This is a genomic window from Cytobacillus stercorigallinarum, assembly GCF_014836495.1.
GTDB classification, from domain to species: Bacteria; Bacillota; Bacilli; order Bacillales; family Cytobacillaceae; genus Cytobacillus; species Cytobacillus stercorigallinarum.
Genome location: NZ_JACSQT010000006.1, coordinates 102,701 through 118,503, shown reverse-complemented (window position 1 = coordinate 118,503; position 15,803 = coordinate 102,701). Strand labels below are relative to the sequence as shown.

Below are 15,803 nucleotides of genomic sequence, written 5' to 3'. Positions count from 1 at the left end.
CTAAAGCCTTCATAAGTGATTTTAAATGACTTAAAATCAAAGGACGAAGTTAAAAGGGCTCAATACTGTCGGATTTTTAGACCTAATAACGAAGCAAATTGTATCGCTTGAGACGTTGATACTATACACCCTTTTAAGTTGTCTATTGAAACAGTTAGAGAATCAAAATTGGATGAGCTTATATCAATTCCTTTTAATGGTGTCTCTCCAAAGATCGCGCCATTAAGATTGCATGAAAGAAATTCTACTTTTTTCAGTTTACAGGCAAAAATGTCAGCGCTTTTTAACGCAGCATTATCAAAAATCACTTTTTCAAGTTTTGAGTCACCGAACGTAACCATATTAAGAGTTGATTCCCTAAATCTTGTATTACCGATATAAGACTCTGTTAATCTGCTCCCAAGTAACTTACAATTAATAAACTCGACTCGATTCATAGAGGCATTACCCAAATTAGCATTGGATAAATTACAATTCTCAAAGCGTACATCAGTAAGATCCATTCGCCTGAAATCCGTATTTGAGAAATTACAATTCCTAATCACTGTTTTATATAGTCGGACTCGATCAAGTACTTCGTTGGCAAATTCTGAATCGGTAACCATACACATTTCAAATTCCGGATCTTCTTCGTAAAAAATATCTGTAAATCTCTTTTCCTTTAAATCTTCAGGGATTTTTGGTGTGTCAAGCTTCATTGTATATCTACCTACTTTCAAACGAATATATAATCCATTTATAAAAACTTTTGATACAAACATAAGGGAACACACGTTCTTTTACAAGACTTGACTTTTATGCATTTTCTGATACATAGGATAATCAAAACGCATATCTTAAATGAAATTGTTTGTCTAAGAAATCCCCATTATTATAGTTAAATGGAACCCGAATGCAGAGTAGATACAACAAGGGTTAGACCATTGTTAAGAGGAAAAGGAAAGTCCATAAGCCAATGATTGTTTCCACTAATGAAGACATTTACATTGAATTTAAACGCAAACCTACTCATCATCCTTTCACCCTTAACCAATGGACTGATTATAAAATGGTAACCTCAAAGGATATGATAAAAGAGAAAATAACCTCACCATCCAAAGCAAGGATCTATTACTATCACCTTATTGCTCAAATGAAAATATTGTTTTATAGGGTGTATGCTAGGTTTTCCTGCTTCTATGTCTGATACTGAAGTAAATAGATTTCGTTTTTTCAACCGCTATTATCTCCACAAGAAAACCCTTTAACAACTAACGAATAAATTGTTGTTAAAGGGTTTTTAAAACAATTAGTTTCCTTGGAAATTCGGCTTTCTTTTCTCTGCAAAGGCCTGTAATGCTTCCACTCTATCTTTTGTAGGTAGTAACACTTCATAAGCTTTTCTTTCTATATGTAATCCTGTATGTAAGTCGGTATTCATTCCTTGTTTTACAGCAAACTTTGCTTGTTTAAGTGCAATTGGACCGTTATTAAGCATTTTACGTGCAAATTGTATGACTGTATCTAACAATGTATCTTCATTACACACCTCATTTACGATACCGTATTGCTCTGCTTCTATCGCTGTTAACCTCTTCGCTGTGAGTATTAATTCCATTGCTTTTGTTTCACCAATTAATCGAGGAAGCCTTTGCGTTCCTCCTGCTCCAGGAATTATCGCTAGACCGGTTTCTGTTAAGCCTACTTTAGCTGCATCCGCCGCAAACCTAAAATCACAACATAGCGCAAGCTCTAAGCCGCCACCAAACGCAAAGCCATTAATAGCTGCAATCGTCGGCTGAGGTAACTCTGCAATCATATTAAAAACATCACCCATTTTATAAAGGTTTCGCCGTACTTCCTCATCGGTAAGATTTCTTCTTTCTTTAAGATCTGCACCCACACTAAATGCACGATTGCCTGTCCCAGTTAAAATAACCACTCTCACCTCTGGATTTGCTCGAACATTTTCTACTTGCTGTTGTAATGCAATTAACGTTTCGTAATTAAATGCGTTTAACGCATCAGGACGATTTAATTTTATTGTAGCAATATAATCAGTGATATCTAATTGAATATGTTCCATCCTCTGACTCCTTTTCTCTTATAAAATGTTCATAACAATATTCGCCACTAAAGCATGAAAACCCTTTCAAATATAAAACAAAGACATTCACCTATAAAATTTTATAAGAATAAACTAGCCTTCCTGTGAGGGAAAGCTAGTTATCATCTTTATAAACTTTTTATATAGTTATCTACGACTTTGTTAAAGGCATCGGTTTCCTCTAGAAAAGGGCAATGGCAACTATTATCAAATATATGCAACTTTGCATTTGGTAAAGCATTTAAAAGATGCTTGCCTGCCGCTACTGGTATCAACTTTTCCTCCTTACCAAAGCAAAGAAGTGTGGGAATGTCGTAATCGGGTAAGGTGCTGCGATAATCAACGACTGATTGATCAAACAGAATGGCACTTGCTACGGAAGCAGGTAATCTTGTCGTTTCTTCAAGCATCCAATCTAACTCGCTCGGACTTAATTCTTTTTTAAACATGAGTGGAATAAATCCTTTTAAAAAGTTTTTTTGGTCTCTTTGCACTTCTCTCATAAAACTAGTTAAAGTCTCCATATCAAAGGCACCTATTGGGAAATCAGGCCATTTAAAATCGGAGGCAAGTTCGTCTACAATTACTGTCGATTTAATATGTTTATCACCAAATTGCTTTAAGTACTCCCATATGACAAATGCCCCCATCGACCAGCCAACAAGGGTAACATTCTCTAGTTGTAAATAGGTAATAAATTGTCTAATATCTTCGGCATATTGTGCAATGGTATGACCATGATGGACTTTCTCTGATTGCCCATGTCCTCTTAAATCTGGGATTAACACACGATAATCACTCTTGAAGTATTCTATCTGCTTCTCAAAGAATCGCCCACTCATCCATACACCATGAATAAAAATGACCGCTTCACCATTACCTACATCTTCAAAATAAAGACTTGTACCGTCACTTAATTTCATTGTTGTCACATCATCAACCCCCATTTTGGTTATAAAAAATTACAATTGATTAATATAATCTATGCCTTTACCCATAAAAGTAGTGGTAAAACAATCGCTGAAATTTATCGTCTTTGAAGCCATTATGCAACTCTATCTATAAAAAAACAATTGATAACGAATCAAATTACAGTTTTTTTAGTTTTTTCAAATAATTAAAAGAGAGACTGGGATATAACAAAATGAGCTAACCTCAAAAAAGAACAATAACAATGATGATCTTAAAACATCATTTGCAAAAAAAGTCCGTTCCAATGCGCTCACGTACTCTCGCTTTCCCTCTATTTCTCGCAGGAGTCGAGTGTCTTCCGCTCCTTTCACTATTCTTTTCATATAAGGGTTCAAATCACACAAAAAAAACCGAATGATTAGATGGATACTCCTAATCATTCGGATAAATCATTAACTAGAATACTTATGTCCCAACCTCAATGAGTATTTTCTAGTTATTTTAGTTGTAATTCCTTCATAGACAATAATGAATACAGACGCTTTAATTCTTTATCTAATCTTTCCTTTACATGATTTTCGACAAAAAATTGATGATCTTCTGTTCTTTCAATCTCTTTATCTAAAACATATACACCCTGAAGGATTGTTTCTGCTCCTAAACTGGATATAACTGGTTTCAATGCATAATCAATCATTAGTAAATGTCCGAACGATCCTCCTATCACAAGCGGTAGGACAGATTTTTCAATGAAGCCTTTTTGAGGTAATAAATCCAAATAGGCTTTTAGTACACCGGTATAAGACGCTTTAAATACAGGTGTTAAAATAATAACAGCATCTGCTTTTTCTACTTTTTCATTCGCTTCGATAATTGCTGGGCTATCAAATTTTGCATGAATTAAATCCTCAGCAGGTAACTCCCTTACTCTAATTTGCTCATATGACACGCCCTTTTTATTTAAAAACGCTATCGCTTCTTGCTCTAATCCGTTTAAACGGGAGTTATTTGATGTGCTTCCTGATATTATTACTACATTTGTCATCTTCTGACGCCTCCTATTTTGTCACTGTCAACTTACTAAATTTTTTACCATAATGATGTGCTGGCAAATGATCATACCCAAATAAATTCTTTCTAAAAGTACCTTCTTCATACTCTCTCCTTACGAGCCCTCTATCTTGTAGGATTGGAATCACATGCTCAACAAACTCTTCGAATGTACCTGGAGTGACAGCATATGCAACATTAAACCCGTCAACTCCTGTCTCTTCTTTCCACCCTTCTAATTGATCAGCAACAGATTGGGCTGTACCAACAGCCACTTGGCCCATCCCGCCAACACCAACAAATTTAGCAATGTCATCGACGGTCCAATTCTTTGTAGAATCAATATTCGTAAATGTTTCAACGATTGACTGAATGGCGTCATTTTTAACATACTCAATCGGTTGATTTGCTTTATACTCAGAGAAGTCGATACCACTCCAACCCCCAAATAACGCTAATGCCCCTTCATAACTCGCATGGTTTTGATAGTCTTCATACTTCGCTCTAGCATCTTCCGCTGTTTCACCGATAATAGGCGTGACGAGAGAAAGGATCTTTACCTCACTTGGGTCTCTCCCCTCCGCTCTTACTGCTTCCCTAATTTTATTGACTAATACTTTACCGGCTTCTTTCGTAGGCACACTTATAAAGACCAACTCTGCGTGCTTGGCAGCAAACTTTCTCCCTCTTGTAGATGCACCCGCTTGAAAAATAACTGGTGTCCTTTGGGGAGAAGGTTCACATAGATGTGCACCTGGCACCTTGAAATATTTCCCTTCATGGTTAATATCATGAACTTTGCTTGGATCTGTAAAGAGCCCTTTTTCCTTGTCTAAAACCACTGCGTCGTCTTCCCAGCTTTGTTCCCACAGTTTATATGTAACATCTAAATATTCATCAGCTATCTCATAACGTTCATCATGGCTGATTTGCTGATCTAGTCCAATATTTAGTGCAGCACTATTTAAATAAGAAGTGACAATATTCCAGCCTATTCTTCCTTTAGTTAAATGATCGAGCGTAGACATCCTCCTTGCAAATACATAGGGATGTTCGAAACTAGTTGAAACCGTTAGACCAAACCCTAAATGTTTTGTTACTTGCGCCATTATAGGGACAACGAAAGCAGGATCATTAACTGGCACTTGAACTCCTTGTTTAACCGCCGCATCTCTTGAATTTTGATAAACATCATATGTCCCAAGCACATCTGCTAGGAAAATGGCATCAAAACGTCCCTTTTCTAATACTTGAGCCAAATGTGTCCAATAAGATATGTCTTTATAAGTAGAAGATTGATCATCCTTATGTGTCCATAATCCTGGTGATTGATGTCCAGCGCAGTTCATATCAAAAGCATTGAGGTACATTCTGTTTGACGTCATTTTTTCATTCTCCTTTAGTTATGATATTTTATAAAAAACTCATCAAGTGCTTTACTTAAACCACCCTTGCCAAATTTGATTCTCGTTTGATTGTTTCGATTTTCAATTTGATTCGAGGCAAAATCTAAAAACGCGATTATGAACAGCCTCCTAACAATAATTGAGTGTAACCCTTTTTCATAAAGAGACTGTTCAACCGTATGGAAGATTCCTTTATTAATATTAAAAGATTGACAACACCATCTAATAAAATGAAAATCAGGTAGATTCAAGTACATGCAGCCCGATAGGTTTTTAGCTACATTCGGTGTTCGATTACTAATTTTTAACTGCATGTAACTCACTCCTTTTTCTATTCCATTATTTTTTATTTTGTTGTTTCTTTTTCAAAGCAAATCGTTTCTTCTCGGTAATGTCAATTTGGGTAATATCTCCTTCATGAACAGTGATGGTGACACAACCATATTCGAGGTCCTTTAATGTTGTGAGAATGGTATGAATTTTATCTTTATCAATTTGTTTTTCCATAAAATTCTCCTTTACGAGACTTATTTTAGTCTTTTTACAATCTCTTCTATTTCTGAAAGTGTTAACTGTTCCAATTCATGTCGCTTGAAGTTTATCTCATCCATAGTGAGCATAAGGTTGATTAAGGTTTGTTTTCTCTTTGCTATCGCTTTTTGTAAAAACTTAGCCAACCTCTTTGCCCCCCCATTCCGTGTTCTTTTTTTCTTTATTCATCGTATCTAGAAATTCGGTTGTATCCTCGATAATTTTGGATTGATCAAAATCCATGGATGCTACATGGTATGAGTTGTAAAGAACGCGAAGCCATTTATGATCTGTTTGGATTTCTATAAAAATACGATCTGTATTCTCTGGAGGTACAACATGATCATGAATAGATTTAAAGCATAATATTGGGCAATGAACATGAGATAAACTTTTTCTTGCATCACTCATTACCTTTTGTAAAGAATGGACTGCTTTTACTGGAATATTATCGTAAGTAATTTCATGTATAGTCGGATTTTTGATATCTGGGCTACCTTCTTCAATATAGAGTTTCTCATCGTAATATCTTAAATGCTCGTAATCTGGTAATGTCAAAGCAGTATTAATCAGGATCAGTCCATCCAACTCGCCATATTTCTTAGCTAACAACAACGCTAATGCACCGCCCATAGATTGACCTAAACAATAGACTTGTTTGCACGTCTCTTTCAATTGCTTATAAGCAGTAACAACATCATTGAACCAATCCTCATAACCAAATAACTCTAAATCTCTGCTTTTTGTTCCATGACCCGTGAGCCTTGGCGCATGAACAGTAAAGCCCCTATCTGCAAGTTCCGCACCCAAGTATTCTATGCTCTGTGGTGTGCCAACAAAGCCATGGATGAGAAGAATTCCAATGTCCCCACCTTCATAATAAAAAGAATCTGCACCTGGTATAACAGTTGATTCTACTCTCTTCATTGTTTCGTCCTCCTTTATATCGCAATATTTTGGTGGACAATGGTTGACTACCATTGCCGATTTTCCCGTTGATGTTTATCTAGCTGCACTACTGCCTTTGGAGGTCCAATCAGCAACATTAATTCCAACTTAACAAATAGGTTTAATCAGTTTAAAAGCAACATTTGTATAGAGGAGATCATCCCTTGGTGATTAAATCATGCAATATAAAAAACCTCTTCCGACAAGAAGAGGTTAAAGTTCCGTTCTTTATCTCTCCTTATCTTTCAAGCTACAGCTTGCTGGAATTGGCACAGTGCAATAAATTGCCTGTTGCCGAGGCTTCAAAGGGCCAGTCCCTCCACCTCTCTGGATAAGAAAAATCATATTAAATTTTATATCATTCACTCTATAATATCTATCAATATTTGTCAATTACTTTTTTAAAAATTAAGATGATTTACTCATTCCCCCATCCATTTTGGCTGATGAAAACCTTTAAAGTTTTCTTCAATTACTTTTGCAAATTCTTCAGACTCTATGGCTTCAATAATATCCTTTGCCATTTGAGAGTCTTTATCTTCTTTTCGTACAACAATCCTATTTTGGATTTCCTCAGGGATTTGATCACGATAAATTGCCGTTGTTAAATCTAATCCTGCAGCAACTGCAAAATTACCATTAACAGCAGCAAGATCAACTGATTCAAGAGATCGTGGCAGTTGGGCTGCATCTACTTCATGAAATTTTAATTTTTTCGGGTTAGATAAGACATCATTTACTGTTGCATTGACAGGGTTTATTTCCTCTTTCAATTCTATTAAACCAGCATCACGCGCAACAGTTAAACCCCTTGCTAAGTTTGTAGGATCATTAGCAATAGCCATCGTGCTGCCATCCTTCACTTCTTCAAGGGAGCTGAATTTTTCTGAATAAATACCAATTGGCGCTGTAGGAACAGAAATAATATCTACTAAATCCATCCCTTTTTCGGTATTAAAATTCTCTAAGTACACTTTATGCTGAAATAAATTACCATCTAAATCCCCACTATCTAAAGCAATATTCGGTTGAACATAATCATTAAATTCCTTCACTTCTACTTTGTACCCTTTTTCCTCAAGCAGTGGTGCTACACCTTGCTCAAGCATATCACTATAAGGAACTGTCGCCCCTAAGACCAACTCTTTCTTTTCTTCCCCAGATGAACCTGAAGCCCCACATGCACTTAAAACAGCGCAACAAGTCAGAACAAAGTATAGTAACCAAACTTTTTTCAATATCTTCACCTCTTATTTTAATTGTTTATTTTTTCACCTTTGCGATATTTACTTCCTGGATGACCACTTGGTAAAAGAGGCGAGCCATGAGGAAAAAGCTTCTCTCTTAACGTGCCCTCTTTATATTCCTTTTTATATAAACCACGTTGTTGTAGAACCGGAATAACAAGCTCAATAAAATCCTCCAAATCTGATGGTGTTACTAAATGATTTAAATTAAAACCATCAACACCAGAGGCTTCAAACTGATATTGAATCTGGTCTGCTACTTCTGTTGGATTGCCGATAATTATGTTGTCTCTATCTAATCCTTCTAATTTAGAAATCGCTTCTTTAATCGATAGCTTTTTCTTTGCATCTTTCGTTAATGAAGCCGCTTTATAATGCCCATGCTCTGTAGCTTTAAATTCAAATGGGTTATCTAACTCATCCTGTGTATATTGTGCAACATTATAACCGCTTGCGCCCCCAAACTGTGCTTTCGCTGCATCCGCACTCCATAATCGGTTGTATTCAGCAAATTTTTCTTCCGCTTCTTCAGTTGTTTTACCTACAATGACTGTTAGAAAAGTAAATATTTTAATATCTTCCGGATTTCTGCCATATTCAGCCGCTTGTTTTCGAATGTCCTCTGTATAATGTCTTACTCTTTCAGGAGTGGGTCCACCTACAAATACACATTCCGCATGCTTTGCTGCAAAAGCACGCCCTTTAGGAGACGTACCTGCTTGATATAAAACAGGTGTTCTTTGTTGTGACGGCTCTGATAAATGCGGTCCTTCGACATCAAAATATTCTCCCTTATGGTGAATTTCATGGATTTTCTTACGGTCGATTAATACCCCTTTTTCTGTATCTTCGATCACCGCTCCATCTTCCCAGCTTGATTCCCACAGTTTATAAACGACATCCATATATTCATCAGCAATTTCATACCGCTTATCATGTTTAATCATATCTTTGAAACCAAAGTTTCTTGCCGCATTAGGAAGGTAAGAAGTAACAATGTTCCATGCCACTCTTCCTTTTGTCAAATGATCTAATGTAGAAAACCTTCTTGCCTGCCCAAAAGGTGGCTCATATGTTGTACTCACCGTTAATGCAAATGACAGATGCTCTGTCACTGCTGCCATGGCGGGAATAACAAACGCTCCATCATTAACAGGAAACTGTAATCCATCATTAATTGAAGGTTCTTTACTCTCTTTATACGTATCATAAACACCTAATACATCAGCAAAGAAGACAGCATCGAATTTCCCCTTCTCGAGAGTTTTGGCTAATTCCATCCAATAATGAATATCTTTATAGGCACGATGTCTTTTGGAATCTTTATGCTTCCATAGCCCATGAGAATTGTGCATTGCACTCGTCATTTCAAATGCATTCAATATTATTTGTTTATGGCTCATACTGCCATTACCTCCTATAACGCTTCTACAAAAGAAGCATAATAATGTATTTATCAATTGTGCTAAGAATGTTTATCGCTTTTGGTCGTCCAATCAGCCATAAAAAAACCTCTTCCCAAAAAGGAAGAGGTAACGTACGCTCATAAATATTTCATTCTCTTCCTATCTTTCAAGCTAACATGCTAGCTTGCTGGAATTGGCACAGTACTTCAATGCTAAGTCTGTTGCCGAGGCTTCGTAGGGCCAGTCCCTCCACCTCTCTAGATAGTGGTTATTTAATTGATATAGTAACTCTAAAATATTTAGAATCTTTTGTCAACATATTTTTTTGCTTATACTTCTTGATTTTCCAAGACCTTTTTCTTTAGGGCACGACGCAGTATCTTTCCAGTTGTATTCTTCGGCAATTCTTCTAAAAATTCTATAGAAGAAGGAATTTTGTATTTGGCTAATTTTTCTTTACAATAAGCCAATAAATCTGCCTCCGTCAAATCTGCATTTTTAGGTACAATATAGGCTAAAACTTTTTCTCCAGTATTTTGATCAGGTACACCTAATACAGCCGCTTCTACAATGTCAGGGTGGTCATAAAAAACCTCTTCTACTTCTCTTGGATACACATTATAGCCGCCAACAATGATCATATCTTTCTTACGGTCAACAATGTAGAAGTACCCTTCTTCGTCCTTTTTAGCAAGGTCACCTGTATATAACCAACCTTCCTTTAAGCAAGCAGCTGTTTCTTCAGGCATTTTGTAATATCCTTTCATAACATTTGGCCCTTTCACAACAAGCTCCCCTACTTCACCTACAGCAACTTCTTCACCTAATTCATTAACTACTTTATTTTCAACATGAATAATAGATGTGCCAATCGACCCCGGTTTTCGTGGACGATCTAGTGGATTAAAGCATGTGACTGGAGAAGCTTCTGATAAGCCATAGCCTTCAGAAATAACCACATTGAATTTCTTCTCGAAATTTTCTAACAACGCAACAGGAAGTGAAGCACCTCCAGAAATACATAATCTCATAGATTGGAAGACTTCAGGATTGCCTTCAGGATATTGATAAAGAAAATTATACATTGTAGGAACGCCGGCAAACACAGTTGGCTTGTATTTTTCCACTAAACGGAAAATTTCTTTTGGACTAAATTTAGGGTCTATTAAGATCGTTGCTCCACTTATAAGTGGGGCATTCAAAGCAACCGTTAAGCAAAACACGTGAAACATAGGCAATGTTGTAATTACTGTGTCACGTTCATTAATCTGCAAATAGTCCGCGACATCACTTGCATTACTATACAGATTACGATGAGTTAACATCGCTCCTTTAGGTTTACCAGTTGTTCCTGAGGTATAGAGTATGATCGCAACATCATCAGGAGTAACATCTGCATCAGCAAATGTAACATTTCCTTTGGCAACAACCTCTGAAAACGATTTCAATTTAGAGTACACCGACTTATCTTCCAATGTTGACAGTCCGTTTGATTGACCGGTTTCGCAGACAATATAATGCTTAATATCTGTTAATAAATGATGCATTTTTTCTGCTAATGGTAATAATTGCTCAAGCATAATCACCGCTTTTACATCGCCATCTTTTAAAATATAGCCAATTTCTTCAGGCGTATAGATAGGGTTTACCGGTATTACCTTTGCCCCTAGCTTTAACGCACCATATAAACTAATAACAAAATACGGCGAATTACCCAGTAGCAAGGCAATATGATCACCTTCTTTAATACCTAATGACGAAAGTCCAGAAGCAAACCTAGTTACTTGTTCATCAAGCTCAGCATATGTACTTGCTTGATCCATAAAATAATACGCATTCTTTTCTCCATTTTCTAAGGCAATCTTGTGAAGCTGACTTGTTAAATTCAAGTTTCTCCCTCTTTTCTGAATGAATAATCATTCATTTTTATAATATAAATTTTCTAAATTTATTATATTAAAAGAAATTTCAGGATTCAAGTAGTCTAGTGAGATCTACTTTGTTTTTTTCTTTATTAATCAAACAAAAAAGCATAAAAGCTTTTCATCCCCCAAACGGTGAAAATACTTTCATGCCTTAATAATCACAGACTGATACAGCTCTAGTACACTAAGTTAATAAAGTCTTCTAAAGTGATATTACCGAAATAATGTTTTATATTTACATCAGCTAGCGCCTTTTCAATTTCACTTTTTTCATAGCGGATGCCTTCTAACTTTTCTTCAATATCAGTTACATCTCCGACACCAAAGAAATCACCGTAAATTTTACATTCAATAATTTGCCCTTTTGTTACATTCAATCTAATGTCAATAGAACCTACTGGAAACCTTTTAGAATGCTCATAATCAAATTTTGGTGACTTGCCATAGTTCCAATCCCATTTTTGATATCTTTGTTCTGAGATTTTGTGGATTTCTTCCCAGTCTTTTTCGGTTAGACGATATTCACTTACTTCACTACCTTCAAATATATGTTGCAAAAGCAATTGTCTAAATTCTTCGATAGAAATTTTCTCAGTTAAAAATTCAGAGATGTTTGCTACCCGGCTGCGAATAGATTTGATTCCTTTTGATTCAATCTTATCCTTTTTCACTTTAAGTGCAGAGACAACGTTTTCAATTTCTGAATCAAGCATTAATGTTCCATGACTAAACATTCTCCCTTTTGTAGAGAACTGTGCATTTCCAGAAACCTTTCTCCCGTCTACTGTCAAATCATTTCTTCCACTTAATTCTGCATTTACACCTAACTTTTTTAGAGCAGTAATCACTGGTTCAGTGAATTTCAAGAAATTATGAAAGCTTTCACCATCATCCTTTGTAATGAAACTAAAGTTTAAATTACCAAGATCATGGTATACAGCACCACCACCAGATAAGCGGCGTACTACATGCAGTCCATTTTTCTCAACGTATTCTGTATTGATTTCTTCAATCGTATTTTGGTTTTTACCAATTATGATTGATGGTTTATTTATGTAGAACAATAGATATGATTCATTAATATCTAAATTTTTCAACGCATACTCTTCAATAGCTAAGTTAATGCGAGGATCTGTAATTCCTTGATTATCTATAAATTTCATGTTTCCACTCCTTTAAATTTCAAAAGTCATGCCAAAAGCGGCCAGACTAATCGGTCCTTTGTACTCTGTTAAAGCTTCATCCTTTAACGATTCTATATTACCATAATGGGGCAAATGGGTTAATAGCAGATGCTTCACTTTGGCTATTTGTGCTAACCGACCTGCATCGAAGCTATTCATATGTCCCGCATTTTGACCATCTTGATGTCCATAAAAATTACACTCACATAGAAGAAGATCCGCTTCGTGAGCGAAAGTTTCTAACTCTTCTTTATATGAGGTATCACCTGTGTAGACAATTACTTTATCATCAACTTTTATGCGCATGGCATAGCACAATACGGGATGATTGGTTTGTTGAAAGGTAATCGTGAACGGGCCAACTTCTAAAGGAAGACTTCCATTAATGGGTACACCTTCTGATATATTTTTATAATTTAACTTTTGAAATTCATATTCATTTTCATCATGCCCATAAATAGGGAGAATACTTGTCTTGTTTCCTAAGAATCCTTGAATTAATCGAGCGTGTTGTAGTACACCTATATCAGCATGATGATCTGGGTGATAATGGGAAATAATGACTGCGTCTAACTCCTCTGGCTGTTTAATTTCTTGCATTTTTGATAATACAGCACTTCCACAGTCAATTAATAATGTGAAACCATTATGTTCTAAAAGATAACCAGCACTTGCTTCTCCTACTTTTGGATAACCTCCACATGCACCTATAACCGTCAACTTCATACATTTCCCTCCTTTTGATTCATCTTTAACTATACTAAATCATGCCCATTTTTTCATTTTTTCAAATTTGTATTGAAACAGTTATTGACTAAATAAATCTGTTATAATACAATATAAATATTAAAACAATTCAATTAACAATAGGAGGCTTCAACCATGGTTCAAAACATTTTAGAATTCTTTAGGAATCTCCCCCAAAAGCAATGTGCTGAATGCGGGAAATCCATCGAAGAGCAACATGAATGTTACGGTAATAAGTGTGACCATTGTTTAGGTGTCTCAGATATGTAGAATACTAGTTTCCCCATCCATTATTATATAAATCTCATGATAATTAAAAGAAGAAGGCGTGCTCCCCTTAGCATGCCTTCCTCCATTTTCATGGCAAACAAAATGTTATGTTCAAAGTTTATAAGGGAGACCTATATTACTGGCAAATTGAATAATAGTAACGAGCACGCTCCGAGTTCAGCAATCCATCTAGCAGGGATTGACTAACAAATCAAAGTATAAAGAATAAATACTGAAATTACGTTAAAAAACAGCTTAGCTTTTCTTTCCGATTTTTGATCTAAATGACATAAAAAATGCTTTTGCTCAGATTTTTGTTTGAAGTTTTGATTTGAGTGACTTTTACTTGGATTTTAAAATCGACACAAAAACTGTTCATCTAAATTACTTTATTAGAAACAGCAAAAAACCAGTCCACACTGTATATGCGAACTGATCTGATTATGATTCATTTATGATTTTAAAAGCCCTTGAAACACATACCTTTCCATTAGCTCAGCAATTTCACTTTTCGAAAGTGGGGCATGCTGCCTTTCCCAATCAAAAATGAGTGATATGTATAACTTTAACATAATAAAGGCAGTCAATTCCGGATCGCACGGTTCGATTTCCCCTTTATCAATACCTAATGTTTTTACTTTTTCCCCTATGTAAGAAATGATTTCTCTTTCCATTTTGTTCGTCATCTCTATAACTGCAGTGGTTCCCATTTCTTTTCCCTCTTGGAACAGCTTAATTGTTAATTGATGCTCTAGTCTGTATTCCAAAATGCGATAAAGAGCTAAATGTAAATTCTCTTGTAAAGATAAATCCGTTGACAAAACCTGTTCTGCCTCTATTTTCATTTCTCTAATAAGGGCCGTAATTATTTCATCGAATAATTCTTCTTTATTTTTAAAGAAAGTGTAAATGGTCCCTTTCCCTACATTAGCGATTTTGGCTACTTGCTCCATTGTTGTGGCTTTATAGCCAAACAGAGAAAATGATTTTGTAGCAGCTTGAATAATTAATTGTTTCCGGTCAATGGCCATCTATTTCTCCCCTCTCTATGACCAAACTGTTCACATTGTCAAAAAACCCTTAAAAAAGTAACCGCTCCTTTATGAAAATAAAAAAAGCGGTTGCAATCCATTTCATTACTTATTTTTCAATCTGTACAGGACAACTGTTGCTAAAGCATCAATAAACGCCGGATGACTATTTGGCATTTCAGGACGATAGTAGGCAGCTCCTATTTCATCAGTAACTACCTTACATTCATAGTCATTATCATATAACACTTCTAAATGGTCAGCGACAAAACCAACTGGTGCATAAATAAATGCTTTATAGCCTTTTTTTGCATATAAATCTCTCGTTAAATCCTGTACATCAGGTCCTAGCCATGGATCAGGTGTATTTCCTTCACTTTGCCAACCGACAGCAAATTCACGAACACCAGCTTCTTTAGCAATCAACTCAGCTGTTTCTTGTAGTTGATCAGGGTATGGATCACCATATTCTTTAATCTTTTCTGGTAAGCTATGCGCTGAGACAATTAATATATATTGATCTCTTTCCTCAGCTGACATTTTAGCAATTTGCTTCTTCACACCATCTGCCCAAAATTGTATAAATTTCGGTTCCTTATACCAACTATCGACTGAGTAAATTGTTGGTCCACCAAGCGTCTGAGCTTTATCTTCTGCCCGACCATTATAAGATTTAATGCTAAAAGTAGAATAATGGGGTGCCAGAACAAGACTAACAGCTTTTGTGATCCCATCATCATGCATTTGTTGTACTGCATCTTCAACGAATGGCTCTATATGCTTTAACCCGATATAAGCTTTAAATTCATATTGGTCTTGAATCTTATTTAATTGTTCTTGCAGTGATCGCGCTTGATTCTCAGTTATTTTTGCTAATGGCGATATTCCTCCAATCGCTTTATAGCGACTCTTTAAATCTTCTAACATTTCTTCCGATGGCGTTCTACCATGTCTAATATGTGTGTAGTACCGTTCAATATCTTCTTCTTTGTAAGGTGTTCCATAAGCCATGACTAATAAACCAATTTTTTCTTTATTCATTCTTACACCTCTTTAAAAA

General features: G+C 35.8%; 17 protein-coding genes and 2 riboswitches. Of the genes, 1 reads left to right on the top strand and 16 read right to left on the bottom strand.

The window, feature by feature from the left end; genetic code table 11:
• Positions 1 to 59 precede the first annotated feature (59 nt).
• From H9655_RS13305 to H9655_RS13240, 14 genes are all read right to left on the bottom strand, one after another.
• Complete coding sequence (locus H9655_RS13305) at positions 60 to 698, bottom strand: pentapeptide repeat-containing protein (RefSeq protein ID WP_191815034.1); 639 nt, start codon at positions 696 to 698, stop codon at positions 60 to 62.
• Positions 699 to 1,288: 590 nt separating this feature from the next.
• Entirely contained in the window at positions 1,289 to 2,065 is a 777-nt protein-coding gene (locus tag H9655_RS13300; RefSeq protein WP_191814776.1) for an enoyl-CoA hydratase-related protein, read from the bottom strand.
• 149 nt (positions 2,066 to 2,214) lie between these two features.
• On the bottom strand, positions 2,215 to 3,018 hold the full coding sequence (locus tag H9655_RS13295) for an alpha/beta fold hydrolase (protein ID WP_191814774.1): 804 nt from the start codon (positions 3,016 to 3,018) through the stop codon (positions 2,215 to 2,217).
• Positions 3,019 to 3,494: 476 nt separating this feature from the next.
• Complete coding sequence (gene ssuE, locus H9655_RS13290; protein ID WP_191814772.1) at positions 3,495 to 4,043, bottom strand: NADPH-dependent FMN reductase; 549 nt, start codon at positions 4,041 to 4,043, stop codon at positions 3,495 to 3,497.
• A 13-nt stretch (positions 4,044 to 4,056) separates the two neighbouring features.
• On the bottom strand, positions 4,057 to 5,433 hold the full coding sequence (locus H9655_RS13285) for an LLM class flavin-dependent oxidoreductase (protein WP_191814770.1): 1,377 nt from the start codon (positions 5,431 to 5,433) through the stop codon (positions 4,057 to 4,059).
• 14 nt (positions 5,434 to 5,447) lie between these two features.
• Positions 5,448 to 5,768 carry a hypothetical protein gene (locus H9655_RS13280; RefSeq protein WP_191814767.1) on the bottom strand — a complete coding sequence of 107 codons (321 nt, stop codon included), beginning with the start codon at positions 5,766 to 5,768 and terminating at the stop codon, positions 5,448 to 5,450.
• Between the two features lie 25 nt (positions 5,769 to 5,793).
• The gene (locus H9655_RS13275; protein ID WP_191814765.1) at positions 5,794 to 5,961 is read right to left on the bottom strand and encodes a YezD family protein; all 168 of its coding nucleotides are present in this window, start codon (positions 5,959 to 5,961) and stop codon (positions 5,794 to 5,796) included.
• 20 nt (positions 5,962 to 5,981) lie between these two features.
• Positions 5,982 to 6,131, bottom strand: a complete 150-nt coding sequence (locus tag H9655_RS13270; RefSeq protein WP_191814763.1) for a PH domain-containing protein — start codon at positions 6,129 to 6,131, stop codon at positions 5,982 to 5,984.
• Positions 6,124 to 6,912 carry an alpha/beta hydrolase gene (locus tag H9655_RS13265; protein WP_191814761.1) on the bottom strand — a complete coding sequence of 263 codons (789 nt, stop codon included), beginning with the start codon at positions 6,910 to 6,912 and terminating at the stop codon, positions 6,124 to 6,126. The genes H9655_RS13270 and H9655_RS13265 overlap by 8 nt, the downstream gene beginning before the upstream one ends.
• 256 nt (positions 6,913 to 7,168) lie before the next feature.
• Positions 7,169 to 7,271, bottom strand: a riboswitch (SAM riboswitch).
• Positions 7,272 to 7,355: 84 nt separating this feature from the next.
• On the bottom strand, positions 7,356 to 8,180 hold the full coding sequence (locus tag H9655_RS13260; RefSeq protein ID WP_404826097.1) for a MetQ/NlpA family ABC transporter substrate-binding protein: 825 nt from the start codon (positions 8,178 to 8,180) through the stop codon (positions 7,356 to 7,358).
• A gap of 8 nt (positions 8,181 to 8,188) precedes the next feature.
• Positions 8,189 to 9,583 carry an LLM class flavin-dependent oxidoreductase gene (locus H9655_RS13255; RefSeq protein ID WP_191814757.1) on the bottom strand — a complete coding sequence of 465 codons (1,395 nt, stop codon included), beginning with the start codon at positions 9,581 to 9,583 and terminating at the stop codon, positions 8,189 to 8,191.
• Between the two features lie 159 nt (positions 9,584 to 9,742).
• Positions 9,743 to 9,854: riboswitch (SAM riboswitch) on the bottom strand.
• A 61-nt stretch (positions 9,855 to 9,915) separates the two neighbouring features.
• The gene (locus H9655_RS13250; RefSeq protein WP_191814755.1) at positions 9,916 to 11,475 is read right to left on the bottom strand and encodes a fatty acid--CoA ligase family protein; all 1,560 of its coding nucleotides are present in this window, start codon (positions 11,473 to 11,475) and stop codon (positions 9,916 to 9,918) included.
• Positions 11,476 to 11,687: 212 nt separating this feature from the next.
• Positions 11,688 to 12,674: a lipoate--protein ligase gene (locus H9655_RS13245; protein WP_191814753.1), complete on the bottom strand. Its 987-nt coding sequence runs from the start codon at positions 12,672 to 12,674 to the stop codon at positions 11,688 to 11,690.
• A 12-nt stretch (positions 12,675 to 12,686) separates the two neighbouring features.
• On the bottom strand, positions 12,687 to 13,421 hold the full coding sequence (locus H9655_RS13240; protein WP_191814751.1) for an MBL fold metallo-hydrolase: 735 nt from the start codon (positions 13,419 to 13,421) through the stop codon (positions 12,687 to 12,689).
• Positions 13,422 to 13,577: 156 nt separating this feature from the next.
• On the opposite strand from H9655_RS13240, the gene yhfH reads away from it, so the two are divergent.
• Positions 13,578 to 13,712: a protein YhfH gene (gene yhfH, locus H9655_RS13235; protein ID WP_191814748.1), complete on the top strand. Its 135-nt coding sequence runs from the start codon at positions 13,578 to 13,580 to the stop codon at positions 13,710 to 13,712.
• 452 nt (positions 13,713 to 14,164) lie between these two features.
• Here yhfH and H9655_RS13230 read toward each other — a convergent pair whose 3' ends face one another.
• A complete protein-coding gene (locus H9655_RS13230) occupies positions 14,165 to 14,743 on the bottom strand; it encodes a TetR/AcrR family transcriptional regulator (protein ID WP_191814746.1) in 579 nt (192 codons plus the stop codon).
• 105 nt (positions 14,744 to 14,848) lie between these two features.
• A complete protein-coding gene (gene hemH, locus H9655_RS13225) occupies positions 14,849 to 15,784 on the bottom strand; it encodes a ferrochelatase (RefSeq protein WP_191814744.1) in 936 nt (311 codons plus the stop codon).
• Between the last annotated feature and the right edge of the window lie 19 nt (positions 15,785 to 15,803).